Here is a 26,134-nt window from a genome sequence, read left to right as displayed (position 1 = left end):
AACCTAGCATAAACACATAAGAATTAACGCAACAATTTTAACACGGGTAAACTAATAATTAACCGCAGTTAAAATTTTTTTTCCCTAAATTCCAGTGATTTATGTATTGCTACGACGCGAAATTGAGAAATTTTTCCTCACAAGCAGTGGCAAAATTTGTGACTCAACTTCTCAGGAATAGGCTATGAACGATCAACGGGTGAATCAATTGCAAAACATGACATTTTCGGATAAAGACTCTAGGGATACCTACCAAGGACAAAGGTGGTTAGTAGAGGAAAGAGATGCCTGTGGTGTAGGTTTTATTGCACATCGCCAGAATATTGCCAGCCATGAAATCGTCACCAAAGCCTTAGCCGCATTAACCTGCTTGGAACACCGGGGTGGTTGTAGCGCCGACCAAGACTCTGGTGATGGTGCAGGGATATTGACAGCTATTCCTTGGGAGTTGTTACAAAAAGAATATTTCTCAGGAAGGATGAAAATTTCATCTACCAGCAATATTGCTGTAGGGATGATATTTTTACCGCAAGACCCAGAAGTAGCACAAAAAGCGAAAGCTCAAGTTGAGCAAGTTGCTGCTGAAGAAAAATTTACTGTATTGGGCTGGCGAGAAGTACCAGTACATCCTCATTTATTGGGAATCCAAGCCAAAGAAAATCAACCTCAAATAGAACAAGTTTTTCTCGCTGCTGACAAAACTGGTGATGAACTAGAAAGACAGTTGTACATTACCCGCAAGCGCATTTTCAAAGCAGCAAAACCGATTTCCGAAGACTTTTACATTTGCTCTTTATCCAGCCGCACAATTGTATATAAAGGCATGGTGCGTTCTGCTGTTTTGGGAGACTTTTATGCGGATTTAAAAAATCCTGAATATAAGAGTGCTTTTGCAGTTTATCATCGTCGCTTTAGTACCAACACATTGCCTAAATGGCCTTTAGCGCAGCCAATGCGGCTGTTAGGACATAACGGGGAAATTAATACTTTGTTGGGTAATATCAACTGGATGATGGCTAGGGAAGCCAGCATTAGTCATTCAGTATGGGGCGATCGCAATGATGAACTCAAGCCCTTAGTTATTTTAGATAGCAGCGACTCTGCCACCCTAGACAATGTACTAGAACTACTAGTACGTTCGGGACGCAGCCCCTTGGAAGCCTTGATGATTATGGTGCCAGAGGCTTACCAAAATCAGCCATCATTGCAGAATTATCCTGAAATTACTGATTTCTACGAATATTACAGTGGTTTGCAAGAAGCTTGGGATGGCCCAGCACTGTTAGTCTTTGGTGATGGCAAGAAAGTTGGTGCGACTCTCGACCGCAACGGCTTAAGACCAGCACGCTACGTAATTACCAAAGATGATTACATTGTTGTGGCATCGGAAGCAGGCGTAGTTGAATTTCCAGAAGCCGATATTGTTGAAAAAGGCAGACTGGGGCCAGGGCAAATGATTGCCGTGGATTTAGAAAGCCATGAAATCCTCAAAAACTGGGAAATTAAACAAAGAATTGCCAAACAGCTTCCTTACGGGGAATGGTTGCAAAAGTATCGCCAAGATTTAAAGTCATTAGTCAACAATCATGAGACAAATGGCAACGGCAATGGTAATGGCAACGGCAAAGGACAATTTACAGTTGACAGACAAGCTTTACTCCAGAAGCAAATAGCCTTTGGTTACACCACCGAAGATGTGGAAATGGTGATTCAACCAATGGCCAGCAATGGTGCAGAGCCAACTTTCTGCATGGGTGATGATATTCCCTTAGCAGTGCTGTCCGACAAACCCCACTTGCTGTATGACTATTTCAAACAGCGGTTTGCGCAAGTAACTAACCCACCAATTGACCCCCTGCGCGAAAAGCTGGTGATGTCTTTGAAAGTGGAATTAGGTGAACGGGGTAATTTATTAGAACCGAAACCAGAATATGCTAAGAGGCTGAAGTTAGATTCGCCAGTCTTGACAGAGGCAGAATTAGATGCAATTAAGTTGTCTGGTTTTGCGACAGCCGAATTGTCAACTGTATTTCCTATTGCTAACGGCCCAGGAGGATTAAAAGCTGCTGTGCAAGCTTTACAAGCACAAGCAGCTGAGTCAGTCCGTGCAGGGGCGAAGATATTAATCTTGAGCGATCGCGCAGGAGTTGGCATTAGCTCAGAATACAGCTACATTCCGCCTTTATTGGCAGTGGGTGCAGTGCATCACCACCTGATCCGCGAAGGCTTGCGGATGAAGACATCGCTGATTGTTGATACTGCTCAGTGCTGGAGTACCCATCACTTTGCTTGCTTGATTGGCTATGGCGCAGGTGCTGTTTGTCCTTACATGGCTTTAGATACAGTCCGGGATTGGTGGTTTGACCCGAAAACACAGCAGTTCATGGAACGAGGTAAATTGACCAGCATCAGCTTAGAACAAGCGATTGGCAATTACCGCAAAGCTGTAGAGTCAGGATTGTTGAAAATCCTCTCCAAGATGGGGATATCTTTGTTATCTAGCTATCAAGCAGCACAAATCTTTGAAGCCATTGGGATTGGCGGAGACTTATTAGAACTCGGCTTCAAAGGTACAGCTTCCAGAATTAGCGGTTTGAGTGTCAGCGAACTGGCACAAGAAGTGCTTTCCATCCACAGCAAAGCCTTCCCAGAACTCACAGCTAAGAAGTTGGATAACTTGGGGTTTGTCAATTACCGTCCTGGTGGCGAGTACCACATGAACACCCCGGAAATGTCCAAGGCGTTGCATGAAGCGGTTAAAACCAAGCAATACGACCATTACGAAGTTTACAAACAGTATCTCCAAGGCAGACCAATTACTGCATTGAGAGACTTGCTAGACTTCCAAAGTGATCGCCCATCAATTCCTCTAGAAGAAGTGGAAGCGGCAGAAGAAATTCTCAAACGCTTCTGTACTGGTGGGATGTCCTTAGGTGCATTGTCACGGGAAGCCCATGAAGTTTTAGCGATCGCCATGAATCGGATTGGCGGTAGATCCAACTCTGGAGAAGGTGGCGAAGATCCTGTACGTTACAAAGTATTGGATGATGTAGACGCATCTGGCAACTCACCCACACTACCCCATCTAAAAGGTTTGCGGAATGGTGATACTGCTTCTAGTGCTATCAAGCAAGTTGCATCAGGACGTTTTGGTGTCACACCAGGGTATTTAGCTAGTGCAAAACAAATCGAAATCAAAATTGCCCAAGGTGCAAAACCAGGGGAAGGCGGACAACTACCAGGAGCAAAAGTCAGTCCTTACATTGCGATGTTGAGGCGTTCCAAGCCCGGTGTAACCTTGATTTCACCACCACCGCACCACGATATCTACTCCATTGAAGACTTAGCACAGCTAATTTTTGACCTGCACCAAATCAACCCGAAAGCGCAGGTATCAGTGAAGTTAGTAGCGGAAATCGGCATTGGCACAATTGCGGCGGGTGTAGCGAAAGCCAACGCTGATATCATTCAAATTTCTGGGCATGACGGTGGTACAGGTGCATCACCATTGAGTTCGATTAAACACGCTGGTTCACCGTGGGAACTCGGTTTAAGTGAAGTGCATCGGGTGCTGATGCAAAATAGTTTGCGCGATCGCGTCATTTTACGCGTAGACGGCGGATTAAAGACTGGTTGGGATGTCTTGATGGCTGCGTTGATGGGTGGCGAAGAATTCGGCTTTGGTTCCATTGCGATGATTGCCGAAGGTTGCCAAATGGCGAGAGTTTGCCATAAAAACACCTGTCCTGTAGGTGTAGCAACTCAAGATGAAAAACTGCGCCTGCGGTTCAAAGGTATCCCCGAACACGTCGTCAACTTCTTCTACTTCGTTGCAGAAGAAGTGCGGAGTTTGTTAGCAAAACTGGGCTACCGTTCCTTATCAGAAATTATCGGTCGTGCAGACTTGTTAACAGTACGTCCCGAAGCGAAACTAGCCAAAACCCAAGCATTGAATCTCAACTGCTTACTGCAACTACCAGATACTAAAGAAAACCGTAACTGGTTAGTGCATGAAGAAGTTCATAGCAACGGCCCGGTAATCGATGATCAATTGCTGGCTGATGGAGATATTCAATTAGCCATTCGCAACCAATCTACTGTGACTAAGACTTTAAAGATAGTCAATACCGATAGAACAGTAGGCGCAAGATTAGCAGGTGCGATCGCATCTCAATACGGCGACGGTGGCTTTGAAGGACAAATCAATCTCAACTTCCAAGGTAGCGTAGGTCAAAGCTTTGGTGCTTTTAACCTCCCTGGTATCACTTTAACCTTGGAAGGCGAAGCCAACGACTACGTAGGCAAAGGGATGCACGGTGGTGAAATCATCATCAAACCCCCAGCAGAGGCTACCTATGACCCATCCAAGAACGTGATTGTAGGTAATACCTGCCTCTACGGTGCTACTGGTGGATTCTTATTTGCCAACGGTTTAGCAGGTGAACGCTTTGCAGTCCGTAACTCCAAAGCCACAGCTGTAGTAGAAGGTGCAGGTGATCACTGCTGCGAATATATGACTGGTGGTGTCATAGTTGTCCTTGGCAAAGTAGGACGTAACGTAGCTGCGGGGATGACTGGCGGTTTGGCATACTTCCTTGATGAATACGGTTCATTCCCTGAGTTAGTCAACCGGGAAAATGTCAAAATTCAGCGAGTCTTGACAGAAGCCGGACAGAAGCAACTGCAAGATTTAATTAGAACTCATGCAGAACGCACTGGTTCACCAAAAGCGAAATTAATTTTGCAAAATTGGCAAGAATTCGTGTCTAAGTTCTGGCAATTAGTACCACCTTCAGAAGCGGATAGTCCAGAGGCTAACCCGCAAGCAGTGGTAGAAAAACACCTGAGTTCGGTGTAGTGAATAGCTATACTTAAGTTTTTGAATAAGAAGGACATGGCACCACCATGTCCTTTTTTAATATCACTTAAAAATCAATATCGTTCAAATAAAAATCAGAGGAGAAAATAAAATTTCATTTACTCAAATTGAAAATTCTTAATTTTCTCTGAACCTCTGTATGAGAAATATTATTCTGTAATGTGATGTGGCGATCACATTAACAAATATTTTTACTATCAACTTCATCAATTTTTTAGGGCACAGACTATTGTATTAATCCTAGCTTTTTTAGGCGTGAACGAATTCCACCTGGTTGCCGATGAAACTCAACAGCCAAATTATTGATTGTCACCCCTTGTTTGTAGCGTTGTCTTAGTCGTTCATCTTCGTCCTTACTCCAACCATGATAAGCGCGTGAATGTGTTTTACGAATATCTTTAATACTGCATGTTTTTTGAGTTAAATCTTGTTGTAAAGATTGATTTTGATGTTTTAGATGCTGTTGATCAGATGTTTCGGGTCGAACTACTTCAAAGCGTACTCGCCCTGTGTTAATCGCTTTAGCAATTGCTTGTTGAAATTGAGACAAAGACGCATTACCTGTCTTGATATCCAGAATTACAACTTCTAAATTACTCTCAACGCCTCCATTATCTTTAAGTTCCGTATAGCCATTGAAAACAATGTAGTCAACAGGATCACCTATGAATCTGGCATCTGATGGTAAATATTTAAAGTTTGGGAGAACTGGCGCTAACTGCTCTGCAATTTTGCCTTTAATTACAGCACGGCTTCCATCTATGCTTCTATTTCTTGCTTCTTTGAGAGCTTGTTGATGCTCTTCCTTCAAAAGTTGAATTTGAGCTTCATATTCTCTAATTGTTTTTCTTTGCTGTGATTTCTGCAAAATGTAATAGGTGATTGCACTACCAACAATAATGCCAATAAGTAATGAAACTATAATTTCCATTATTCAAGTCCGATTGCTTTTTACACCCTCCTTAGTAGTACCCAAACGATCACTTTAAATAACCATTCTAAGATTCAAGCAGCCTAAATATTTATTCCCCAAGTGATTTAGACAGAGAAATGCTGACAAGTAACAATGCCTAAAAATGCGGATGCTATTTATACTGACTGAGTTAACAAAGGGTCGAGTTGACCTTTGGTGTCTAGCTGATAAAGGTCATCACAACCGCCAATGTGTTGATTATTAATGAAAATCTGCGGTACTGTGCGACGACCGTTAGCACGTTCTGCCATTTTGGCTCTAGCTGCTTCATCACCATCAATTTTATATTCGGTGAAGTTTACGCCTTTCCACCACAGCAGCATTTTGGCACGGATGCAGTAAGGGCAAGTTTGCCAAGTGTAGATTTCGACGTTAGCTTTGATTTTTTCTGGATGTCGGCCAAGTAGAGGATTGAGGAAGTCCAACATAATTCTGAACTGTGAAGTGTAAAGTATGAAAGATGAAATTTTATATTGCTCTGAAAATTCTATTTTAGAAGTAAACTCTTTAATTTTTATCTTCTTTTGGGTTAGCGCATAGGTGTGGGAACCCACTGTTGGAAGGTTTCAAGATGATTCCAGTAACCTATGTATCCAATAAACGCCCAAATCAAAGCAGCGATAATTAGTACAAAAGCGCCAGTTAATCGCAAAGTACGGTTAGCTTTCCAATATAAAGCGGGTGCAGCACAGATACCGCCCAAGCCTGTGAGGATAAAACCTATGCCTGAGAGTACAGGTGTTTTAGTAATGTTTAAATTGATGATGCGGATACCAACAACAACAGCTACTAATCCAGCAAAGAAAGCGTAAATTGCTACTGTCCACAAATCCCAATTTAAAGCTAAAGCGATCGCGGCTGCTATAAACAAAGTTCCGAAAAGGACGGTTGTTTCCCCATAAGCGATGTTGAAGCTACCACGCACAGGCCAAGTGAAAGTCATGTGTAGCCCTGTTGCTAAGGCGATTCCGCCTGTAATCCCAAACCCAGGAATCCATTGTTTTTGATTTGCACTAACTAAGCCTCGATTCACGTAATCACCTAGGAGAACTAACCCAGCGACCATATTGATCAACATAAGTGTGATGTAATCAATAAACACGCTTAACCTCGTCTTTGTTTTTGGATATAGTCATTTTTTTTTCGTAAACTTATACGCAGTTTTCTTTACTCTATCTAGTTAGATGCACACACAATAAAAACGTACTTATTATACTTACAGGCTAATTCATGAATCATATTAGACTGAATAAGTATGCCTTAAAGTCTTGTACAGTAATAACTTTAGACATTTTATCTACTAAGTTAAGACTGATGAGTTAGTAGTACAAAAGCACTGTACATTTAAGCCTACTGGTATTAATTGACATCAAACGGCAGCAAAAATTAACAATTGTGTGAGTGAATACTATTTTCCATAGGTATCGGCACTTTGGTAGACTTGAAAACTGAAAAGGCCAGATGAAATAACGCAATAGAGAGCAGTTGAGAGGGCGACTCTGTGGAAAATACACTTGGGTTAGAGATTATTGAGGTAGTAGAACAAGCCGCGATCGCATCCGCTAAGTGGATGGGTAAAGGCGAAAAAAACACGGCTGACCAAGTAGCAGTAGAAGCTATGCGGGAGCGTATGAACAAAATCTATATGCGCGGTCGCATCGTGATTGGGGAAGGGGAACGTGATGACGCTCCCATGTTGTATATCGGTGAAGAAGTTGGTATCTGTTCTCGTCCAGATGCGAAAGACTTCTGTAACCCTGATGAATTAATCGAAATTGACATTGCCGTAGACCCCTGCGAAGGTACAAACTTGGTAGCCTACGGACAGCCTGGTTCAATGGCTGTATTGGCAATTTCTGAAAAAGGTGGCTTGTTTGCTGCACCTGACTTCTACATGAAGAAACTAGCAGCACCTCCAGCCGCTAAAGGTAAGGTTGATATTAATAAGTCAGCCACCGAAAACCTCAAAATTCTCTCTGAGTGTCTAGATCGCTCGATTGATGAACTCGTAGTAGTTGTCATGAAGCGCGAACGCCACAACGATTTGATTAAAGAAATCCGCGAAGCGGGAGCTAGAGTCCAACTCATTTCTGATGGCGACGTGGGTGCAGCTATATCTTGTGGTTTTGCTGGAACAAATATCCACGCACTGATGGGTATTGGTGCAGCACCTGAAGGTGTAATATCTGCCGCAGCTATGCGGGCGATGGGTGGACATTTCCAAGGTCAGTTGATCTACGATCCAGAAGTAGTAAAAACCGGGTTAATTGGCGAAAGCAAAGAAGCTAACATTGAGCGTTTGCAGTCTATGAATATCACTGACCCTGATAAGGTCTACGATGCTCATGAACTTGCATCTGGTGAAAATGTTCTATTTGCTGCTTGCGGTATTACCTCTGGTAACTTAATGCAAGGTGTCCGGTTCTTCCACGGTGGTGCAAGAACTCAAAGCTTGGTTATTTCTACCCAGTCTAAGACAGCTAGATTTGTCGATACAATCCACATGTTCGACCAGCCTAAGACTCTGCAATTGCACTAGAAATCAGGGAATAGGGAGTCGGGAGTAGGGAGTGGGTATTTACTACTCCCCACTCACTACTCACTACTCACCAATTGTTAATAATCCATTACTAATTATTGATAAGAAATGAATATTGCAGTGGTGGGGTTAAGTCACAAAACAGCCCCTGTCGAAATTCGGGAAAAGCTGAGTATTCCAGAACCACAAACTGAAAGCGCGATCGCTCATTTAAACAGCTATCCCCACATTGACGAAGTAGCTATACTCAGCACTTGCAACCGTTTGGAAATTTACATTGTTGCTAGTGAAACTGATCAAGGTGTCCGCGAAGTTACTCAGTTTCTTTCAGAACACAGCAAATTACCAGTTACTTCCCTCAGACAACACTTGTTTGTCTTGCTGCACGAGGATGCTGTGATGCACGTTATGCGCGTAGCAGCAGGTTTAGATAGCTTGGTGCTGGGAGAAGGACAGATTCTGGCTCAGGTGAAGAATACTCACAAACTGGGACAGCAATACAGTGGTATAAAAACAATTTTGAATCGATTATTTAAACAAGCCATTACCGCTGGTAAGCGGGTACGCACCGAAACAAGTATTGGAACTGGCGCTGTCTCTATTAGTTCAGCAGCTGTGGAATTGGCACAAATTAAAGTAGCAAATTTAGCTGCTTGTCGAGTTGCAATTCTTGGTGCTGGCAAAATGTCGCGGTTGTTGGTACAACATTTAGTTTCTAAAGGTGCGACACAAATTAGTATTGTGAATCGTTCACGCGATCGCGCCCAGGAATTAGCACAACAGTTCTCTGAACACCCAATCCGCACTCATGTACTTTCGGAAATGATGACAGTAATTTCCGAAAGTGATTTAATATTTACTAGCACGTCGGCAACTGAGCCAATACTTGACCGCGCCAAGTTAGAAGCAGTTTTAGAACCTGGCCGTCCTTTGATGTTGTTTGATATTTCTGTACCGCGTAACGTTCATTCAGACGTAAACGAATTGGCACATGTCCAGGCGTTTAATGTCGATGATTTAAAAGCAGTGGTGGCGCAAAACTACGAAAGCCGCCGGAAAATGGCTCAAGAAGCCGAAAAACTTTTAGAAGAAGAAGTAGAAGCTTTTGATGTTTGGTGGCGCAGTTTAGAAACTGTCTCTACTATTAGCTGTCTGCGAAATAAAATCGAAACCATCCGCGAACAAGAGTTGGAAAAAGCTTTGTCGCGCTTGGGTTCAGAATTTGGTGACAAACATCAGGAAGTAATTGAAGCTTTAACAAGAGGCATTGTTAACAAAATTTTACACGATCCGATGGTGCAATTGCGAGCGCAGCAGGATGTGGAGGCGAGACGACGTTGTATGCAAACGCTGCAAATGTTGTTTAACCTAGATGTTGAAGAGCAGTTCAGCTAAAAATTTTAGGTTGTAGGGGTACAAGGGTATGTGGGTGTAGGGGTAGAAGAAGCGATAATTCTTTCGCCGTTTTTATAATCATTACTCATTCGAGTTAAATTAGTTAATTTAACTTTGTTACACTATTACCCTACATCCTTACACTTCCAAACCCCTACACCCAGACTCCACAGATAAGCTTTGTGCTGAAGTTTTATAATTTTGCGATCGCACTTTCAAATTCCTCCAAAGCCTGAAGATTGCCTACTTGCCAAGCACGTTCCACAAAAGTAGGAATGATTTGCTTGATGGGTATATCTTCAAATAGAGGGCTGGTATCAGAAATTAGATAAATCTCATCTCTTAATACATAAATAGTCAGCGTGCCGCTATCATAAACCCAGAGTTCAGGTACACCAACTGCTCTATAAGCATCAAGTTTAGTTTTAGAAGTGACATCGCTTTGAATTGCTAAATCTGGTGGGGGATCGTCTGGTTCCAACCGACGACGACCAATCATGCGCTGGTAATTTTGGATATAAAAGCAAGGGTCGGGTTCAACTCCGGCTATTCCTTCCCTTTTGAAGGTGGTAAAGCCAAAAGGTTGATATTTAAGATTTTTTACCTTTAGCAATATTTTGACAATATCTGAAAGTAGGTCTCTGGGTATTTCATGCTCAGGTAAAGGAACCATAATTTCTAAAGTACCCTGGCTATAAGCTACTCTTGCACGCCGCTTGTGTCCCAATTCCTCTAAAATCGCTTCAAATTCTGACCAACTCACATCTGGTATGGTGACTGTACTACCAGGAGCCAATTGCATCTGGCTAACAGGTTTCACAACGGGAATAACAGCAGTCATAATTTAAAGAAGGGAAATATTATATTTTACATTATCAAATAAATCTGGTTGGCTGTTTTTTGTAGAGCGATCGCCAAATCTGATTTTTTAAAATTTTTAAATAAAAATAAACACAGATAACTATCTGTGTTTGTTTAAAATATAATTTATTGCCAGAAATATTGTCTGCCTGCACAACTTTTTACTTGCTATCTTAGATTTGTTTTGATTACGCTAGACTAGTATTTTATGTCAATTAAACATTTATATTGTCTAGGCGATCGCTACTCAATAGCGAAATTATTTTGAATTTTTAATCATTGAGATTTTAATTCCTTATAGGAGAGGTCTTGTCCTGACTTGATAATCCATTAAGGCTCCTTGACTAATAACAATCCGTCCATTTCTTGTAGTTGTAGGAATTTGCCCTCTTTGAACAGCTACGTACAAGGTACTCTGGTCTATGCCTAGGAATTTAGCCGCTTGTACCAAAGAAGTACCTTGTTTAATAATCCTGTTTCTTTTTTGTCTAACTAATGAATGTTTCAGCATAGCGAAATGTAAAGAACAACTTAAGAAATTTGAATTTTTTTCTAAACAAATCGCAAAATTGACATTAATTCAGAATTTAATCGATAGGAATTTAGCGCTGCATCGTAGGAGGACAGCACGACTAATTCGATTTCTTTCTAATTAGATTGGGGTCGAATTGATTATAACAAAATTATGAGAAAAGAACAGTTTCAGACCCTGCTACAGTTTTTTAAAGTGTTAGCAGACGAAAGTCGATTGAAGATAGTAGGTATTTTGGCAAATCAGGAGTGTAGCGTGGAAGAATTAGCAGCACTCATGCAACTTAAAGAACCAACAGTATCTCACCATTTGGCGAAACTTAAGGAAGTAAATTTGGTGACTATGCGCCCTGATGGTAACAGTCGTTTGTATCAACTAGATAGCGCAGCTTTAGAAAAAATTAGCAAAGAAATTTTTACACCTGGGAAGATAGCATCGTTAATCGAGTATGTAGATACTGAAGCCTGGGAAAACAAAGTTCTGAACAACTATTTAGAAAGCAATCCAAACAACTTGGAGAAAGTTCAACGCCTCAAAGAAATTCCCAATAATCGTAAAAAGCGGTTAGTAATTCTCAAGTGGTTAGCAAATAAATTTGAGCTAGGAGTTGGATATTCCGAACAGATGGTACATGAAACTCTCGGTCGTTACCATCCTGATTACGCTACCTTGCAAAGAGAGTTGATGAATTACAAATTAATTAAGCGAGAGGATGGGATTTATTGGCGTAATCTACAGCCTTGAGAATGACAAGTTGAGTTTTTGGCACAAAAGGTGTTAACAGAAGGCAGAATTCAATTCTGAATTCTGTCCTCTGACTCCTGAATTCTCTTGAATAAAAGATTATTTTCCTAAATAAGCTTCTAATACTTGGGGATTGGTTTGAATTTCACTAGGAGTACCATCAGCTAAATTCTGCCCTTCAGCCAATACCCAAACCCGATCGCACAAGGACATAATCACATCCATATTGTGTTCAATAATTAAAAACGTCAGACCATCTTGGCGGTTCCAGGTGACAATGCGATCGCATATATCATCAATTAACCTGGGATTTACCCCTGCTGCTGGTTCATCCAACAAAATCAACTTAGGATTAGTCATCAACGCCCTACCCATTTCCAGCAGCTTGCGTTGTCCACCCGACAAACCCCCAGCATAATCTTGCGCTTTATGTGCCAACCCTACAGACTCTAACAAAAACATTGCCCGTTCTTGCAATTGCTTTTCTTCTGTGGCGACTACGTGGGGTTGGAGTTGTACTTGCCAAAAGCTTTCGCCTGTTTGCTTTTGCGCTGCTAATAGCATATTTTCTAACACCGACAACCGCGAGAGAGTCCGCGCTACCTGAAAAGTACGGACTAATCCCTGCTGGGCGATTTGGTATGGTTGCAACTGTTGAATCTGTTCACCATCAAAAATGACTCGTCCCTTATCTGGGCGAATAAAATTCGAGAGTAAGTTAAATAAAGTCGTTTTACCAGCACCATTGGGGCCAATCAACCCAGTGATGCTACCTTTCATCACTTCAATTTTTGCCTCATTGACTGCTTTGATCCCGCCAAAGCTTTTGCAAAGTCCAGAGGCGGCTAATAAGGGAAGTGGCGGTGATTGGTTATTTACCAAGGGTGAGTTCCTCCTTTTTCCCTAAGATACCTTGAGGTCGCCAAATCATTAGCACCATTAAAATCAGACCAATTACCATAATCCGAAATGCACCCAGACGCGCTTCATCTAAGGGAATAATTCTGGGCAGAACTTCTCTAGTAATGGCATCGTAAGCAAAGTAAATGACCGCACCTAAAATTGTGCCGATGTTATTACCAGAACCGCCTAAAATTACCATAATCCAAGCGTCGAAGGTTAGCTGCGGTTGGAAGTTATCGGGATAAATTGCACTCAACTGCCAAGCAAAGAAAGCACCTGCCACACCTGCGATCGCACCTCCCAACATCAGGGATTGTAACTTGTACCAAAAGACATTTTTCCCCAAAGCTTTCGGTATTTCTTCATCTTCGCGGATAGCTTTTAATACTCGACCCCAAGGCGATCGCACTAAAATCTCTAGCCGCCAAAATACAAACGCCAATACCAATAGTGACAACAACATAAAACCTGCTTTGGGGTTGTAATTATACAAACCCATCACACCAGAAATATAAATTGCTGCTGTCAACAAACCCAAGACAATTCCCACCCCTAAACGCGATGCAACTTCTTGCTTACTACTGGTTTTTTTAGAAGAATCACTATTCAAAAATCTTTGGGCAGTGCGAATCCATCGCCATAGTGCAAAAAAAGTTACAGCCGCTAACAACGTCAGCAACCCAATCATCACTAAACGAATTACTAAATTTGGTTCTGTGGAGAAGGGTATAGTATAACTTTGTACGCCAAAAGCCCCAGATACCCATGTATCACCTACAGGTAATTCTTGGTTATTCACCACCAAGCGAATCAGTTCACCTGTACCAATAGTAACGATCGCCAGATAATCTTCTCGCAGGCGCAAAGTAGCAAAACCAATCACCAAGCCTAACAAAGCCGCTACCATTGCCCCAACAACTGCTGATATCAGTAACGGAACGCCTTTTAAACTTAACAATACTGTTGTGTAAGCTCCCAAGGTCATAAAAGCAATATGACCAAAGTTAATTAACCCGGTAAAGCCCCACTGTAAATTCAGCCCTAGACCAAACAGGGCAAAAACTGCCGTAGAAATTGCCAGAAAAATTAAATAATCAACCATATTTAGTCAATAGTCATTAGTCAATAGTCATTGGTCAAACAGCAGGAAATAGAAATTTTATACTTCAGACTTCATACTTCAGACTTCATACTTGTCCCCAAGATAGTACATCTTACCGTTCACGATTGCCAATTTTTGGGAACAATAGCCTTGACTTTTGGAACATAGTTTATTGATATATGAATTTGCTGCGTATAAGAATCCATCATTTAATCGAGCAGTTAGCTGATGAAGAACTCCAAAGCGTTTGGGATGACGTTCACGCTTTACATTGTGACTTTTATATGTTGAACGCCATCAAGAAAGTCAAGCAATCGCAGCAACCCTGGGATATTTTGACTCAGGAAGAAGCGATACAAATTTTAATGTTTTACTGAAAAAAAGAAGGGAGTAGGGAATTGGGAGTAGGGAGTAGGGGCTTGCTGCAAGTGAAAATAACATTTCATACTTTATCCTTTATCCTTCATACTTCACACTTTCCTAGTCCCTAACTTCTAGTCCCTAATAGAGGTGATCCCTAGTGAGTGTGGAAATGCGCTATGCCAGGTCTTTTTTAGTAGATCTGAAGAGTTTAGAGCCTGCTGCTTATCAGCGGGTGTATGATTTTGTGTTTTTTGAATTTGGGGAAAAGTGGCAGCTGCATTGTCTTCCCGAACTGCGTCAGCTAGATGGAGAGGGCATTTTTCATCGCTTTACCCTAGATGAATATTTAATTGGTATTGAAATTAGAGGAGAAATTGTCAAGTTTCTGCGGGTCATACCTATGCCAGATGTTTAGTAGGGCGGATTAGCCCAACACTTAAAACTGTATAAGGCTAAGCAGGGATGCAGCTGACCTTACATTAAACTTGTTTTGGAAAAACAACTTATTTGAGATTTCCCTATGGATGCAAGGGTACTTTGGCAAAGATACCAAAATTGGTTATATTTCCACGAGGGATTAGGACTGTACTTAGATGTAAGTCGGATGCGCTTTGATGATGCCTTCGTAGACTCATTGCGTCCGAAGTTTGACAAAGCGTTTGCGGATATGGCTGCCTTAGAGAAGGGTGCGATCGCTAATCCTGACGAAAACCGCATGGTTGGACACTATTGGCTGCGCAACCCAGATTTAGCACCTACTCCAGAACTAACACAAGAAATTGTCCAAACATTAGAACAAATTGAAGCCTTTGCAGAAAAAGTCCAAACAGGCGCAATTCATCCTCCGCGAGCCAGTCGCTTCACGGATATCATCTCTATTGGTATTGGTGGTTCTGCGCTTGGCCCCGAATTTGTCGCTGAAGCCCTCGCTTCTGATTTCCCTCCCCTAAAAATTCACTTTATTGACAATACCGATCCCGCAGGTATTGACCGCATTCTTAACCAATTACGCAACAACCTCTCCAGCACCTTAGTTTTGGTGATCTCCAAATCTGGAGGTACACCAGAACCCCGCAATGGCATGATTGAAGTCAAGAAAGCTTACGCTGGACACAATCTTGATTTTGCTCAATATGCTGTAGCGATTACCAGCCCTGGTAGTAATTTAGATAAAGTTGCCCAGTCTGAAGGTTGGTTAGCCAGATTCCCCATGTATGATTGGGTGGGAGGCCGTACCTCAGAAATGTCAACTGTGGGTTTAGTTCCAGCAGCATTACAAGGCATTGATGTGCGTGCCATGCTAGATGGTGCAAAAGAAATGGATGATGCCACCCGCGTTCCAGATATCAAAAACAACCCGGCGGCTTTGTTGGCGTTGTCTTGGTACTATGCTGGGAATGGTAAGGGCGAAAAAGATATGGTCGTTCTGCCTTACAAGGACAGCTTGGCACTGTTCAGCCGCTATTTGCAACAGCTGGTAATGGAATCCTTGGGTAAGGAAAAAGATTTAGACGGTAATATTGTTCATCAAGGTATTGCCGTTTATGGTAACAAAGGTTCAACAGACCAACACGCTTACGTCCAGCAGTTGCGTGATGGTGTACCGAACTTCTTTGCTACCTTGATTGAAGTTTTGGAAGATCGTCAAGGTCAGTCTCCAGAAATCGATCCTGGAGTTACCTCTGGCGATTATCTCTCCGGTTTCCTCCAAGGAACCCGAAAAGCTCTTTATGAAAATCAGCGCGATTCAATTACTATCACTATTCCTCAAGTTAATGCTCGCACAGTCGGAGCTTTAATAGCTTTGTATGACCGTGCTGTTGGTTTATATGGCAACTTGGTTAACATTAACGCCTACCACCAACCAGGGGTAGAAGCAGGTAAAAAAGCCGCTGCTGCTATTCTTGATTTGCAAACTAAAGTAATTGCAGTTTTGCAAACAGCAAAAACACCTCTTTCCTTGGAAGAAATCGCTGAAAAAGCTGGTGCTGCTGAAGAAATTGAAGCAATTTACAAGATTCTCCGCCACTTACATGTCAACCAGCGAGGTGTTGTATTGCAAGGTAATCTTGGTCAACCCGACAGTTTGAAAATTTCTCTTAGCTGATTGGTTTGGGAATTTTTCGCTCATATTCGTGAACAAACAGATCCCCGACTTCTTTGAGAAGTCGGGGATCTGCGCAAATAGGATTGTTATATACCACTCCCAACTCTCTTACTTCAAACTACACTCATCAATCGTTGGTTAAAGTAGCTCTTGGGTAAAAAGCACTGATCAAGTAAAAATGGATTGCGAATATTTTGGCTGACAAGATTGCCTGATTTATTTAAATGACAGAATGGTGGTACGATTCCCCAATCTTCTGCTAACCAAATCCAATATCCTATTTCAATTCTGCCGTAGTTCGACACTGTGAGAATTTCGCCAACACTATTGTTAATTGAAACTAATTCTGGAGAAGACTTCACTTCCGTTAATAGCCAAGCTAACTCGTCTACAGAAAAGTGATAGCGGTTATCAGCAGCTATTTTAATAAAATCTTGGGGATTTTTAGAGGATAGCAATTTCTCTTTTAAAGATGGCGTTATTTGTGCGATGTCAAACAGATCCCAAATCTGTTTTCGGGTGACAGCAAACCAAGCAAACGCTTCTGCGCTCAAGTTATAACCATTTTCTTTAGCTATGTTGATAAAGGGTTCAATGCTGTCAATTTTTGCTAGTTGAGTTTTGAGAAAAAAGTTATGCTCTTCTAATAATATAAAGTCATTGATTTTCTGCCATGTAAAATGGTCAAAATCTTTGATAAATTTTACTTTTGCTTTCCAATAGAAATACCTCTCTTCTCTCAAGAAGAAATTCCAGAGGTGATAATACATAAGTTATTTTTTTAACTTTAATAATTGGTAGGGATAATCACCAGTGTAGTAAGTATAAGTTGAATTAATCGACAGTATTAAATAAACTAATTTGTGTAAATGAAGTTACACGGTAACTAAGTATAAAATCCTTGTTAAGTTTAGAACCAGCTAAGTTTATTTATACTGAGCTTAGAAGAAGTTGGGTCTAGGCGATCGCTCTTATTTGTAAAGCAATGTGATTTTTTGGCTAAATACTGAAACTTTTATACGCAAAACTTAGTGTATATCTTATACGAAGGAGAACTCATTGTATCTGCTCCTCTACATCAGCAGATACACAAAATAGTTTTGATTCAGTTAACAGTTTATTTCTAAAGAATGAATGCAGTTTCTCTCAAAGGCAGGAGTGAATACTGCAATTATTGCTTCATGATTTTAATAATGAAAATTCCAAATTTCAAATCTTTTTAAATAACACAACTTTATAAAATGCAGAGTGATAGCGCAAGAAATGAAAACCATATATCAAAAGCCTAAAAAAGCTCCGTTACCTGCGGCTGTGTTTCTTTCTGCTTTATTGTCAGTTCCTTTTTTAAGTAGCTGTGGCGATAATTCTCGAACAGCATCACCTCCGCCTCCTGTGGATGACACCGTTGGTAGAAATGTCAATTATCCAAATGCTACCAACCAACCCCAAGCAAAAAAAGGATTATCTACTGGGCAAAAAGTAGCAATTTTAGCAGGTGCTGCTGCTCTATATTACCTTTATCAGCAGCGGAAAAATGCTCAAGGCGCAGGGCCAAATGGCAAGTATTACCTATCTAAAAACGGGCGTGTTTACTACCGCGATAGTCAAGGTCGCGCTCACTGGGTAACACCGCCACAAGAAGGAATTCGAGTTCCAGAGTCGGAAGCGCAACGGTATCGAGATTTTCAAGGCTACAACGGGCGTTCTACAGGTCGTGATTTAACAGATATTGCTCCCCAAGAAGCGCCAGCTTACTAGATTTAACACAAAGATTACAGGAGAAGAATTATGGTAGACGGCTTTTTTCAAAGAGCGAGAGAACTTTTCACAGGCTCAAATAATGACGAGCTTGACCAAGATACAGATTATAGCGATCGCGAGGTGCGTCCAGCCAGCGAAGATCCCTACGGTGACCCCGCAAACCAAGACTATGGCAATATCACCCCCGCCAGCGAAGATCCCTACGGTGACCCTGCTGATGAGTACAGCAACCTAGCATCCGCAGACCAAGACCCTTACGGCGATCCTGCTGATGAATATGGCTATGGCCGTTAGTAATCAATAAATGTCGTGACGATAGATTAAACTGGTGTTGATTAAAGGCAGTGGTAATTAATACTACTGTCTATTTTTTGATTGTTAATGCACAATAGAGGCGCAGAGATTTGATGAGCTGGGGTTGACTGGGAGTTGTAAAGAAAGTAGAAGCGATCGCCACTGAGGAATTAGATATAATCACCTCAATAACTTTGATACATCCAAATATATTGTGATTGCTATCTACCCCGGCAGCTTTGACCCCATCACCTTAGGCCACCTTGATATTATTCAACGTGGTAGTCGGCTGTTTGACCAAGTAATTGTTGCCGTGCTGCGAAATCCCAATAAAGTACCGTTGTTCAGTGTGCAGCAACGACTAGTACAAATTCGGATAGCTACGCAACATCTACCAAATGTCGAAGTAGATAGCTTTGATGGCTTGACTGTGAATTATGCCCAACAGCGCCAAGCACAAGTGTTGTTACGGGGGTTACGGGCAATTTCTGACTTTGAAGTAGAATTACAGATGGCGCACACAAATAAAACACTGTCTACTCAAATTGAAACAGTTTTTCTCGCAACATCAAATGAATATAGTTTTTTAAGTAGTAGTGTGATAAAAGAGATCGCAAGATTTGGTGGTTCTGTCGATCATCTTGTACCCCCGCACATTGCTTTAGATATATACAAATGCTACAACCACAACTATCCAATAGCGAACCCAACCACAACGGCAGTTATTCCCCCCCTCCAGAGTATCCCAATGGAGCCGCCAACGGGGACAATTCCCGAACAGGAGTAGATATTCAGCGAGAACTCAACCAGTTAGAAGATTTGATTTTGTCTGGTTGGCGAGTTCCCCTGACAGGACGCACTCTCATAGACGAAGAAAAACTATTTGAACAGCTTGATTTTATTCGGGTTTCTTTACCCTCGCTGTTTCAAGAAGCCGCAGCGATTCTGCAACACAAGCAAGAAGTGATGCTAGAAGCAGAAGAATATGGACAGCAGATTGTTGAAGCCGCCCAAGCCAAAAGAGCCCAAATTTTGGCAGAAAGTGATATTTTGCGACAAGCAGAACGGGAAGCAGAACAACTAAGGCGACAAACCCAGCAAGAATGCGACGCAATGATGCAAGAAACCATCGCCGAAATTGACCGTAGGCGACAAGCTTGTATGGAAGAATTAGAACAAATGCGCCAAACTGCGATCGCCCAAGCCCAAGAAATTGAAGATGGTGCTGATCAATATGCTGATAGTGTCCTCGAAAATATCGAGCAAGACCTCAAAGATATGTTAAGAATTATCACCAACGGCAGGCAACAATTACGCCAAGAAAATCAATCCCAAGGTTATTCATCGAGAAAGAAATAAGGTGAGAGAAAGGAGAAAAATAAATAAATTCTTACTCAGCACTCAGCAACGCCAGTTGCTTCAAGTCGGCAGAGCCGCCCAACGCACTGGCTCCTCAGCACTCGGCACTTTTACTGTAAGATTCTCCTAACCCTATTTTGCTCATAGGGTGAAAATCGCAGGTTATTCCAGTGCATGACCATGCCTTACTATCAGGATCAGTTAAGCATTTCTACTGTTGATGAGGCTCTACAACAGTTATCTGTTGATGAACTTAAAAAACTGGCAGCATTACTGAATACTAATAGCAAACCCACGCGCAAAGCAGAAATAATTGCAGTGATTCAGCGCCATCTCTTGGGGGAAAATCTGCAACAATTGTGGCGAGAACTAGATCATCTGCAACAAAAAGCCGTAGCGGAAACTATTCACAATACAGATGGTTTGTTTAACGCTACACGTTTTTATGCTAAATATCTCGAAGAACCAAATTGGGGAACATCTGACGCATTCGGTTACAAGCGTCAACCATCGTTGTTGTGCTTATTTATCTACGGTAAGGTCATCCCACAAGATCTACAAACAAGGCTGAAAGCTTTTGTTACTCCACCAGCAGAATTTTCGATTAATAGCTTAGATAAATGTCCAGAAGTTTTTCGTTTGCAGTGGCGAGAATGGAACTGGAAAACTCGTGAACGAGAAACCCATGAAAAAGAAATTGTTGTCAAGCAGTGCGAAATGGAAACTGCGGCGCAACAAGATTTACTAGCGGTACTGCGGTTAATTAACGCCGGAAAACTCAGTGTTAGTGATAAAACTAGCTACCCCAATAACACTAGTATGAGTGCGATCGCCTCTGTACTGACTGGTGGCGATTATTACAACGACGACCCATCTACACCATCATACGAAAAAATCGGTTTTATCAAACCCTTCGCTTGGGCAATGCTAGTCCAAGCCGCAGGTTTAGCTGAACTTTCTAGCAAACGCCTAGTCTTAACTAAAGCCGGACAAAAAGCCCTTACCAACCCACCCGCCGCCACCATCCGCAACATTTGGAAAAAATGGCTAAAAAATAAAGTATTAGACGAACTACGCCGCATAGATGCCATTAAAGGGCAAACAGGCAAAGGTAAGCAAGGTTTAACCGCCCCAGACAAACGCCGCGAAGCCATTACTAAAGCCTTAGCAGAGTGTCCTGTAGGATGCTGGACGGGTGTAAATGAATTGTTTCGCTGCATTCTCGTCAAAGGCTACGATTTTGAAGTTACCCGCAATCCTTGGAATTTATATATTAGTGATTCTCATTACGGTAGCTTAGGTAATGGTGGCGATGATTGGGAGATTTTGCAAGGCAGATATACTTTATGTCTGCTATTTGAATATGTTGCCACCTTGGGCATGATTAATATCGGGTACGTTAACCCAGGCGGTGTTCGTCCTGACTACAGCGATTTATGGGGAACAGATGACTTGCCTTTTCTCAGCCGTTATGACGGTTTGATGTGTTTGCAATTAACACCCTTGGGTGCATATTGCTTGGGTTTGCAAAACGACTATACTCCGCCACCTTTAGAAGTACGGGCAGTATTCCGAGTATTACCAAACTTAGAAATAGCCGCAACTGGAGAACCCATCACCCCTGCTGATACTATCGTGCTGGATGTTTACGCCCAAAAAATTTCTGATGCTGTATGGCGGTTAGAGACGGCTAAGTTATTGGGTGCGATAGAAGAAGGGCAAAGCATCACCCAATTACGAGAATTTCTGCAAGCCCGCAGTTGTCATGAATTGCCAGAGACAGTCAATCAATTTTTAGCAGATATTGAAGTACGAGGCAATAGTTTGCGCGATCGCGGTCAAGCCCGGTTGATAGAATGCACTGATGCTGCTTTAGCTGTATTAATCGCCAACGATTCCCGCACCAAAAAGCTGTGTTTCTTAGCTGGAGAAAAGCATTTAGTTGTGCCTAGCGAATCAGAAACTAAATTCCGTAACGCCGTGAAAAAATTGGGTTATAGTATTGCGTTAAGTGGTTAGAATTTCTCATGAACGAATTAATTTTAATGCAAGTAAATTTCGGTTTGAATGTAGCCAGTTTGATTGGTTTTGTTCATATCATTTTTGCAGTAGCTTACCTACTGGCTATGATCATTTTGCTCATTCAGAGTTCTAGAAGATTAGACAGTTTATCTTTAATTATTTATATTGTTCAAACTTTAATTATCCCTGTTTTCCTGTTAGGGTCGGGGTTAATTTTGGTTTTTCAAGGTTGGCGATTAGACCCAATTTTACAATTTATGCAATTCTTATTAACTGTATTAATTATTTATCTATGTATTAAAGATATTGTGATTAACGGTGGTTATAGGAATCGGTAATTTACAGTCAGCAAATATAGTCAAATAAATTATATAAAAATGATTGCTACAAAGTTTATTAAAAATGTAGCATCACAAACAAACTGTATTCTTCTATAATTTCACTCTTGCTGTTAAACATCAGATTCAACATCAAATTCGACCTTGTTGTATAAATCCTGTAATTTAATTTCCAATGGAACAGTAACTAAATTAATAAACTCATCTTCGACATCATATTCTTGTAAAGACCATCGCTTATTAGCAGTTTTATAAAAATGTTCTACAAAAATCCTATCCTGCTCAACTAATAAATATTCTTCAAAGGATGGTATAGTACGATATGCTTTAAATTTTCCTTCTCTATCATAACTTTCAGTAGATTTTGATAATACCTCAACAATTAATTTTGGATTCGTAATTGTATCTGTCCTATTTTCCATAAATTCTATTTTACCTGCAACAATAGAAATATCTGGATATGTATAAATACGTTGTTTAGCTATCCACAAACGCATATCACTGTTAAATACTTCATAATCTTGTTGTCTAAAAGCAAAATTCAAAATAGCATAAAAATTACCAGAAATTCGATTATGGTTTGCAGTTCCACCAGCCATTGGAATAATTCTTCCGTCAATATACTCACTTTTAAAATCAGCTTTTTCTTCTGAGTTTAAATATTCTTGGATGGTAAAATATTGTGGTTCTAGTATTTGCACAAGTTTACCTCACTTCGGCTTTGTGAAAATATTCTGTTTTAATATTTTAGGCTATCTATACTATTGCTCTACAGAATTACTAAATTATATTTAGTAGGATTTAGCTGACAAAATTATGTCTTATATCCCAGAAAATGCGCTGATTGTGCAGAGCGATCGCACTATTCTTTTAGAAGTACATTCTCCCACAGCGGCTAAAGCCAGAGAAGCGATCGCACCTTTCGCTGAACTAATCAAAAGTCCCGAACATATCCACACTTACCAAATTACACCGTTGAGTATTTGGAATGCACGGGCGGCGGGGTTGCAGGTTGAGGCGATGGTAGCAGCGTTGCGAGACTATGCTAAATATCCCATCCCCGAAGCTGTCGCACAAGAAATCAGCACCTTGGGTAGTCGGTATGGCTTGACGGTAATTGAACGGGATGGAGATAGTTTACTGCTGCGGATGAGTGACCAACCATTAGCAGAGTTGCTGTCACGGGATAAGCAAGTAGCACCATTATTAGGTCAGCGACTTTCCGAGGTTTCCTTTCAAGTCGCGGCGAGTTTGCGCGGCGTACTCAAACAGGCTTTGTTAGCGGCTGGCTATCCGGCGGAAGATATTGCAGGTTATGTCACTGGCGATGCTTTAGCAATACAGTTACGCGAAGAAACACGCACAGGCAAAAAATTTCTGCTGCGGGACTACCAAAGTCAAGCAGCAGAAGCATTTTATCAGTCGGGAAGAGTACAAGGTGGCAGTGGCGTAATTGTGCTACCCTGTGGTGCAGGTAAGACAATTGTCGGTATGGCTGCGATCGCTGCCGTGCAAGAGAGTACACTTGTACTAACAACTAGTTTAACATCGGTGCGGCAGTGGCGGCGGGAATTGTTGGATAAAACAGATTTACCGGAAGATGCGATCGCAGAATACAGTGGCGAAGTCAAAAATACAGGGCCAATTACTTTATCAACTTATCAAATCCTGACTTATCGCCATCAACGCGACGGTGACTTTCCCCACTTTGATTTATTCAGTGTGCGTTCTTGGGGTTTAATCATCTACGACGAAGTTCATCTTCTTCCTGCGCCAGTTTTCCGCATTACAGCTGAACTGCAAGCCCGCCGCCGCTTGGGACTCACCGCCACCCTGATTCGGGAAGATGGTAGAGAAGGTGATGTCTTCGCCCTTATCGGCCCGAAACGTTACGATGTTCCCTGGCGCGAATTGGAAGGTGAAGGTTTCATCGCCACCGCTAGTTGCACGGAAATTCGTATATCTCAAGATAAAGAACGCCAAATGGAATATGCTTTAGCACCCAGGCGGAATCAGTTTCGTGTCGCCGCCGAAAATCCGCGCAAGCTGCAAGTTATCAAAGAATTGTTAGCAAAAGAATCAGGACACCGCATTTTAATTATTGGCGAATTTCTCTCACAATTGGAAGCGATCGCCCAAGTTACAAAACTACCGCTAATTACAGGCAAAACTCCAGAAAAAGAACGAGAAAAACTTTATCAAACCTTTCGAGAAGGGAAATTAGGCGGACTCGTTTTATCCAGAGTTGGTAACTTTGCCATTGATTTACCAGATGCAGATGTTCTTATTCAAGTATCTGGTAAATATGGTTCTCGCCAAGAAGAAGCACAACGTTTAGGTAGAGTGTTACGACCTAAATCTGATGGTCGTCCTGCGCAATTTTATACTTTAGTTTCGCTGCGTACTTGTGAAGAAGATTTTGCCCGTCATCGTCAGTTATTTTTAACTGAGCAAGGTTATAGTTATCAAATTGAAATTATGGATTAGTTGAGAGTAGACCTAGTTATTTTCAACGTACAGGTACGCTGAGTTTAGCGCAAAGGTGCGCGGAGATTTTATTAAGATAATTTGTTCTATGGCAAAATTATTAGGTGGGTCTTTATAGAGAATTGGTATTACAAAGTGTAAGTAAAATCATTCACTAACATACCAGGAACTAGACTTCCACCTAATTGGCGGCTATCATAAGTGCCAACTTCGGGCATAAATTCTTGGAAATTGGTGAAATCAACTAAATTTTCCCCCCAAAAACGATAGAGGCTTTCGTCAAAGCGCAGATTTTCGATAGGTGCAATAATTTCTCCATTTTCTACCCAAAAACAGGCATAACGGGTCATACCTGTAATTCTACCTGTCGGGCGATCGCTCCAATTGAGATAATGCAAATTCGAGACATATAACCCTGTGTCTAAGTTAGGCAATATCTGCTCAAATCTTAAACTTCCTGGACTTATTTCTGGTGTGCGTAAAGTTTCTGAACTATTAGCACCGTTAGCAATTTTTTGATATTCTTTAGCAGTCCGAGAATTAACTAAGCTATTTACTAAAATTCCTTGTTTGATAATTGGTAATTCTGGTGCTGCCATTTCGCCTAATTCATTAAAGCGCGGCACTAAACCTAGTTGAAAGTTTTCTTTCAAACTAAATTTAGCAGATAACTGTTTTTCTTTTCTTGATAAGGTAGCTAACGCACTATTACCTTGTTGGATATCTGCCTCACTCACAGCACCCCAAGAAAGCATATTTAATAAATCAGCAACAGCCGCAGGTGCAAAATAAGTTTTATACTGTCCTCTTGCTAGTTCTTTCGCTGGACGAGACAGCAATTGTAGTTGTTTTTTTGCTTCGCTGATTTTAGCCGTGTAACTTGCTACATCCCAATTGCTGCCAGCAAATGTACCTTTAACAGCTTGTCCAGAACTGATAAACAAAGAATAATCTAATGTGAATGTATCAGTAGCAAACCAATGTTTCTGACCGCTAGAATCTCCATAAGCTTTAATTACTACACCCCCGGCATAAATGCCAGTAAAATCTAACCCTACTACTTCTGCCAATATGCTAGGAACTACTGCTTCTGGTGTTAATAAATTACTATTATGAATTTCTCTACTAGTATTATTTCCTGATGGTAAAACTAAATAAGGATCAATCGGTAATACTGGCAGTTCATTGCGTAACTCTTGTAAGGCTTGATATGCTCTTTGCCAATCTTTCTCCCAATTGCCTGTAAAGGGGAACTGTCGAGAACTACTGCGTTGATCGGCCATTAAAGTCAATTCAATCCAACCATCAGCTACACAGCCAGTTTGTCTAACTTTTGCATGATTGAAACGAGTAAATTGACTTTGTTCACTGCTGAGTTTCAGGGTAAATTCTTCATCGTCTACTTTTTTAATTAGCAGAGTTTCTAATAACTGATTAAAGCTAGATTCTAAAGCCGTTAATTCTTCTTTCATTGG

At 41.4% G+C, this 26,134-nt stretch carries 24 protein-coding genes; 14 read left to right on the top strand and 10 right to left on the bottom strand.

The window, feature by feature from the left end; translation table 11 throughout:
• Positions 1-184: 184 nt before the first annotated feature.
• Entirely contained in the window at positions 185-4,858 is a 4,674-nt protein-coding gene (gene gltB, locus ACMX3D_RS24985) for a glutamate synthase large subunit (protein ID WP_482748491.1), read from the top strand.
• Between the two features lie 247 nt (positions 4,859-5,105).
• Here gltB and ACMX3D_RS24980 read toward each other — a convergent pair whose 3' ends face one another.
• The 3 genes from ACMX3D_RS24980 to ACMX3D_RS24970 form a co-directional block, all read right to left on the bottom strand.
• Positions 5,106-5,810 carry a Holliday junction resolvase-like protein gene (locus ACMX3D_RS24980; RefSeq protein WP_482748490.1) on the bottom strand — a complete coding sequence of 235 codons (705 nt, stop codon included), beginning with the start codon at positions 5,808-5,810 and terminating at the stop codon, positions 5,106-5,108.
• A gap of 158 nt (positions 5,811-5,968) precedes the next feature.
• Positions 5,969-6,280, bottom strand: a complete 312-nt coding sequence (gene grxC, locus ACMX3D_RS24975) for a glutaredoxin 3 (protein ID WP_482748489.1) — start codon at positions 6,278-6,280, stop codon at positions 5,969-5,971.
• A 101-nt stretch (positions 6,281-6,381) separates the two neighbouring features.
• Positions 6,382-6,930, bottom strand: a complete 549-nt coding sequence (locus ACMX3D_RS24970; protein WP_482748488.1) for a DUF981 family protein — start codon at positions 6,928-6,930, stop codon at positions 6,382-6,384.
• A 423-nt stretch (positions 6,931-7,353) separates the two neighbouring features.
• On the opposite strand from ACMX3D_RS24970, the gene glpX reads away from it, so the two are divergent.
• Both glpX and ACMX3D_RS24960 read left to right on the top strand, forming a co-directional pair.
• Positions 7,354-8,391: a class II fructose-bisphosphatase gene (gene glpX / locus ACMX3D_RS24965; protein WP_482748487.1), complete on the top strand. Its 1,038-nt coding sequence runs from the start codon at positions 7,354-7,356 to the stop codon at positions 8,389-8,391.
• Positions 8,392-8,499: 108 nt separating this feature from the next.
• Positions 8,500-9,786 (top strand): glutamyl-tRNA reductase, encoded by a 1,287-nt coding sequence (locus ACMX3D_RS24960; RefSeq protein ID WP_482748486.1) that lies wholly within the window; start codon positions 8,500-8,502, stop codon positions 9,784-9,786.
• Positions 9,787-9,979: 193 nt separating this feature from the next.
• Here ACMX3D_RS24960 and ACMX3D_RS24955 read toward each other — a convergent pair whose 3' ends face one another.
• Both ACMX3D_RS24955 and ACMX3D_RS24950 read right to left on the bottom strand, forming a co-directional pair.
• On the bottom strand, positions 9,980-10,627 hold the full coding sequence (locus ACMX3D_RS24955; RefSeq protein ID WP_482748485.1) for a Uma2 family endonuclease: 648 nt from the start codon (positions 10,625-10,627) through the stop codon (positions 9,980-9,982).
• 315 nt (positions 10,628-10,942) lie between these two features.
• Positions 10,943-11,158 carry a helix-turn-helix domain-containing protein gene (locus tag ACMX3D_RS24950; RefSeq protein ID WP_482748484.1) on the bottom strand — a complete coding sequence of 72 codons (216 nt, stop codon included), beginning with the start codon at positions 11,156-11,158 and terminating at the stop codon, positions 10,943-10,945.
• A gap of 174 nt (positions 11,159-11,332) precedes the next feature.
• Between ACMX3D_RS24950 and ACMX3D_RS24945 the strand changes: the two genes are divergently transcribed.
• Positions 11,333-11,923 carry a DUF2087 domain-containing protein gene (locus ACMX3D_RS24945; protein WP_482748483.1) on the top strand — a complete coding sequence of 197 codons (591 nt, stop codon included), beginning with the start codon at positions 11,333-11,335 and terminating at the stop codon, positions 11,921-11,923.
• Between the two features lie 99 nt (positions 11,924-12,022).
• On the opposite strand, the gene ACMX3D_RS24940 is transcribed toward ACMX3D_RS24945, so the two are convergent.
• Together ACMX3D_RS24940 and ACMX3D_RS24935 are read right to left on the bottom strand one after the other, a co-directional pair.
• A complete protein-coding gene (locus ACMX3D_RS24940; RefSeq protein ID WP_482748482.1) occupies positions 12,023-12,805 on the bottom strand; it encodes an ABC transporter ATP-binding protein in 783 nt (260 codons plus the stop codon).
• The gene (locus ACMX3D_RS24935) at positions 12,795-13,928 is read right to left on the bottom strand and encodes a branched-chain amino acid ABC transporter permease (protein WP_482748481.1); all 1,134 of its coding nucleotides are present in this window, start codon (positions 13,926-13,928) and stop codon (positions 12,795-12,797) included. The genes ACMX3D_RS24940 and ACMX3D_RS24935 overlap by 11 nt, the downstream gene beginning before the upstream one ends.
• A gap of 179 nt (positions 13,929-14,107) precedes the next feature.
• On the opposite strand from ACMX3D_RS24935, the gene ACMX3D_RS24930 reads away from it, so the two are divergent.
• The 3 genes from ACMX3D_RS24930 to ACMX3D_RS24920 all read left to right on the top strand — a co-directional run bounded on the left by ACMX3D_RS24930 (position 14,108) and on the right by ACMX3D_RS24920 (position 16,398).
• Positions 14,108-14,305, top strand: a complete 198-nt coding sequence (locus ACMX3D_RS24930) for a hypothetical protein (protein WP_482748480.1) — start codon at positions 14,108-14,110, stop codon at positions 14,303-14,305.
• A 143-nt stretch (positions 14,306-14,448) separates the two neighbouring features.
• Entirely contained in the window at positions 14,449-14,706 is a 258-nt protein-coding gene (locus ACMX3D_RS24925; protein WP_482748479.1) for a cytotoxic translational repressor of toxin-antitoxin stability system, read from the top strand.
• Positions 14,707-14,811: 105 nt separating this feature from the next.
• Entirely contained in the window at positions 14,812-16,398 is a 1,587-nt protein-coding gene (locus ACMX3D_RS24920; RefSeq protein WP_482748478.1) for a glucose-6-phosphate isomerase, read from the top strand.
• 113 nt (positions 16,399-16,511) lie between these two features.
• Here the strand turns inward: ACMX3D_RS24920 and ACMX3D_RS24915 are convergent, their stop codons facing one another.
• Positions 16,512-17,168, bottom strand: a complete 657-nt coding sequence (locus ACMX3D_RS24915; protein ID WP_482748477.1) for a Nif11-like leader peptide family natural product precursor — start codon at positions 17,166-17,168, stop codon at positions 16,512-16,514.
• A 493-nt stretch (positions 17,169-17,661) separates the two neighbouring features.
• On the opposite strand from ACMX3D_RS24915, the gene ACMX3D_RS24910 reads away from it, so the two are divergent.
• The 6 genes from ACMX3D_RS24910 to ACMX3D_RS24885 all read left to right on the top strand — a co-directional run bounded on the left by ACMX3D_RS24910 (position 17,662) and on the right by ACMX3D_RS24885 (position 22,172).
• Positions 17,662-18,156 carry a hypothetical protein gene (locus tag ACMX3D_RS24910; protein WP_482748476.1) on the top strand — a complete coding sequence of 165 codons (495 nt, stop codon included), beginning with the start codon at positions 17,662-17,664 and terminating at the stop codon, positions 18,154-18,156.
• A gap of 30 nt (positions 18,157-18,186) precedes the next feature.
• Positions 18,187-18,453 (top strand): translation initiation factor, encoded by a 267-nt coding sequence (locus ACMX3D_RS24905; RefSeq protein ID WP_482748475.1) that lies wholly within the window; start codon positions 18,187-18,189, stop codon positions 18,451-18,453.
• A 214-nt stretch (positions 18,454-18,667) separates the two neighbouring features.
• The gene (gene coaD, locus ACMX3D_RS24900) at positions 18,668-19,240 is read left to right on the top strand and encodes a pantetheine-phosphate adenylyltransferase (RefSeq protein ID WP_482748474.1); all 573 of its coding nucleotides are present in this window, start codon (positions 18,668-18,670) and stop codon (positions 19,238-19,240) included.
• Positions 19,129-19,812 (top strand): DivIVA domain-containing protein, encoded by a 684-nt coding sequence (locus tag ACMX3D_RS24895; protein ID WP_482748473.1) that lies wholly within the window; start codon positions 19,129-19,131, stop codon positions 19,810-19,812. Before coaD ends, ACMX3D_RS24895 begins: the two co-directional genes overlap by 112 nt.
• Positions 19,813-19,992: 180 nt before the next feature.
• Positions 19,993-21,831: a hypothetical protein gene (locus ACMX3D_RS24890; RefSeq protein ID WP_482748472.1), complete on the top strand. Its 1,839-nt coding sequence runs from the start codon at positions 19,993-19,995 to the stop codon at positions 21,829-21,831.
• Between the two features lie 8 nt (positions 21,832-21,839).
• Positions 21,840-22,172, top strand: a complete 333-nt coding sequence (locus ACMX3D_RS24885; protein ID WP_482748471.1) for a Ycf66 family protein — start codon at positions 21,840-21,842, stop codon at positions 22,170-22,172.
• Between the two features lie 113 nt (positions 22,173-22,285).
• Here ACMX3D_RS24885 and ACMX3D_RS24880 read toward each other — a convergent pair whose 3' ends face one another.
• Complete coding sequence (locus ACMX3D_RS24880; protein ID WP_482748470.1) at positions 22,286-22,873, bottom strand: Uma2 family endonuclease; 588 nt, start codon at positions 22,871-22,873, stop codon at positions 22,286-22,288.
• 115 nt (positions 22,874-22,988) lie between these two features.
• Between ACMX3D_RS24880 and ACMX3D_RS24875 the strand changes: the two genes are divergently transcribed.
• Positions 22,989-24,659: a DNA repair helicase XPB gene (locus tag ACMX3D_RS24875; protein ID WP_482748469.1), complete on the top strand. Its 1,671-nt coding sequence runs from the start codon at positions 22,989-22,991 to the stop codon at positions 24,657-24,659.
• A 128-nt stretch (positions 24,660-24,787) separates the two neighbouring features.
• Here the strand turns inward: ACMX3D_RS24875 and ACMX3D_RS24870 are convergent, their stop codons facing one another.
• Positions 24,788-26,131, bottom strand: a complete 1,344-nt coding sequence (locus ACMX3D_RS24870; RefSeq protein WP_482748468.1) for a TldD/PmbA family protein — start codon at positions 26,129-26,131, stop codon at positions 24,788-24,790.
• Positions 26,132-26,134 lie beyond the last annotated feature (3 nt).

This window comes from Anabaena sp. TISTR 8404, assembly GCF_056847745.1.
Note: the sequence above shows the minus strand (reverse complement) of the source record. Positions and strands in the feature narration are given on the sequence as shown.

Excerpts from the sequence above, each read along its gene's own strand:
- gltB (WP_482748491.1), top strand. The coding sequence starts at position 185 with ATGAACGATCAACGGGTGAATCAATTGCAAAACATGACATTTTCGGAT.
- ACMX3D_RS24980 (WP_482748490.1), bottom strand. The coding sequence starts at position 5,810 with ATGGAAATTATAGTTTCATTACTTATTGGCATTATTGTTGGTAGTGCA.
- grxC (WP_482748489.1), bottom strand. The coding sequence starts at position 6,280 with ATGTTGGACTTCCTCAATCCTCTACTTGGCCGACATCCAGAAAAAATC.
- ACMX3D_RS24970 (WP_482748488.1), bottom strand. The coding sequence starts at position 6,930 with ATGTTGATCAATATGGTCGCTGGGTTAGTTCTCCTAGGTGATTACGTG.
- ACMX3D_RS24960 (WP_482748486.1), top strand. The coding sequence starts at position 8,500 with ATGAATATTGCAGTGGTGGGGTTAAGTCACAAAACAGCCCCTGTCGAA.
- ACMX3D_RS24955 (WP_482748485.1), bottom strand. The coding sequence starts at position 10,627 with ATGACTGCTGTTATTCCCGTTGTGAAACCTGTTAGCCAGATGCAATTG.
- ACMX3D_RS24950 (WP_482748484.1), bottom strand. The coding sequence starts at position 11,158 with ATGCTGAAACATTCATTAGTTAGACAAAAAAGAAACAGGATTATTAAA.
- ACMX3D_RS24945 (WP_482748483.1), top strand. The coding sequence starts at position 11,333 with ATGAGAAAAGAACAGTTTCAGACCCTGCTACAGTTTTTTAAAGTGTTA.
- ACMX3D_RS24935 (WP_482748481.1), bottom strand. The coding sequence starts at position 13,928 with ATGGTTGATTATTTAATTTTTCTGGCAATTTCTACGGCAGTTTTTGCC.
- ACMX3D_RS24930 (WP_482748480.1), top strand. The coding sequence starts at position 14,108 with ATGAATTTGCTGCGTATAAGAATCCATCATTTAATCGAGCAGTTAGCT.
- ACMX3D_RS24920 (WP_482748478.1), top strand. The coding sequence starts at position 14,812 with ATGGATGCAAGGGTACTTTGGCAAAGATACCAAAATTGGTTATATTTC.
- ACMX3D_RS24915 (WP_482748477.1), bottom strand. The coding sequence starts at position 17,168 with ATGTATTATCACCTCTGGAATTTCTTCTTGAGAGAAGAGAGGTATTTC.
- ACMX3D_RS24910 (WP_482748476.1), top strand. The coding sequence starts at position 17,662 with ATGAAAACCATATATCAAAAGCCTAAAAAAGCTCCGTTACCTGCGGCT.
- ACMX3D_RS24905 (WP_482748475.1), top strand. The coding sequence starts at position 18,187 with ATGGTAGACGGCTTTTTTCAAAGAGCGAGAGAACTTTTCACAGGCTCA.
- ACMX3D_RS24895 (WP_482748473.1), top strand. The coding sequence starts at position 19,129 with ATGCTACAACCACAACTATCCAATAGCGAACCCAACCACAACGGCAGT.
- ACMX3D_RS24890 (WP_482748472.1), top strand. The coding sequence starts at position 19,993 with ATGCCTTACTATCAGGATCAGTTAAGCATTTCTACTGTTGATGAGGCT.
- ACMX3D_RS24885 (WP_482748471.1), top strand. The coding sequence starts at position 21,840 with ATGAACGAATTAATTTTAATGCAAGTAAATTTCGGTTTGAATGTAGCC.
- ACMX3D_RS24875 (WP_482748469.1), top strand. The coding sequence starts at position 22,989 with ATGTCTTATATCCCAGAAAATGCGCTGATTGTGCAGAGCGATCGCACT.
- ACMX3D_RS24870 (WP_482748468.1), bottom strand. The coding sequence starts at position 26,131 with ATGAAAGAAGAATTAACGGCTTTAGAATCTAGCTTTAATCAGTTATTA.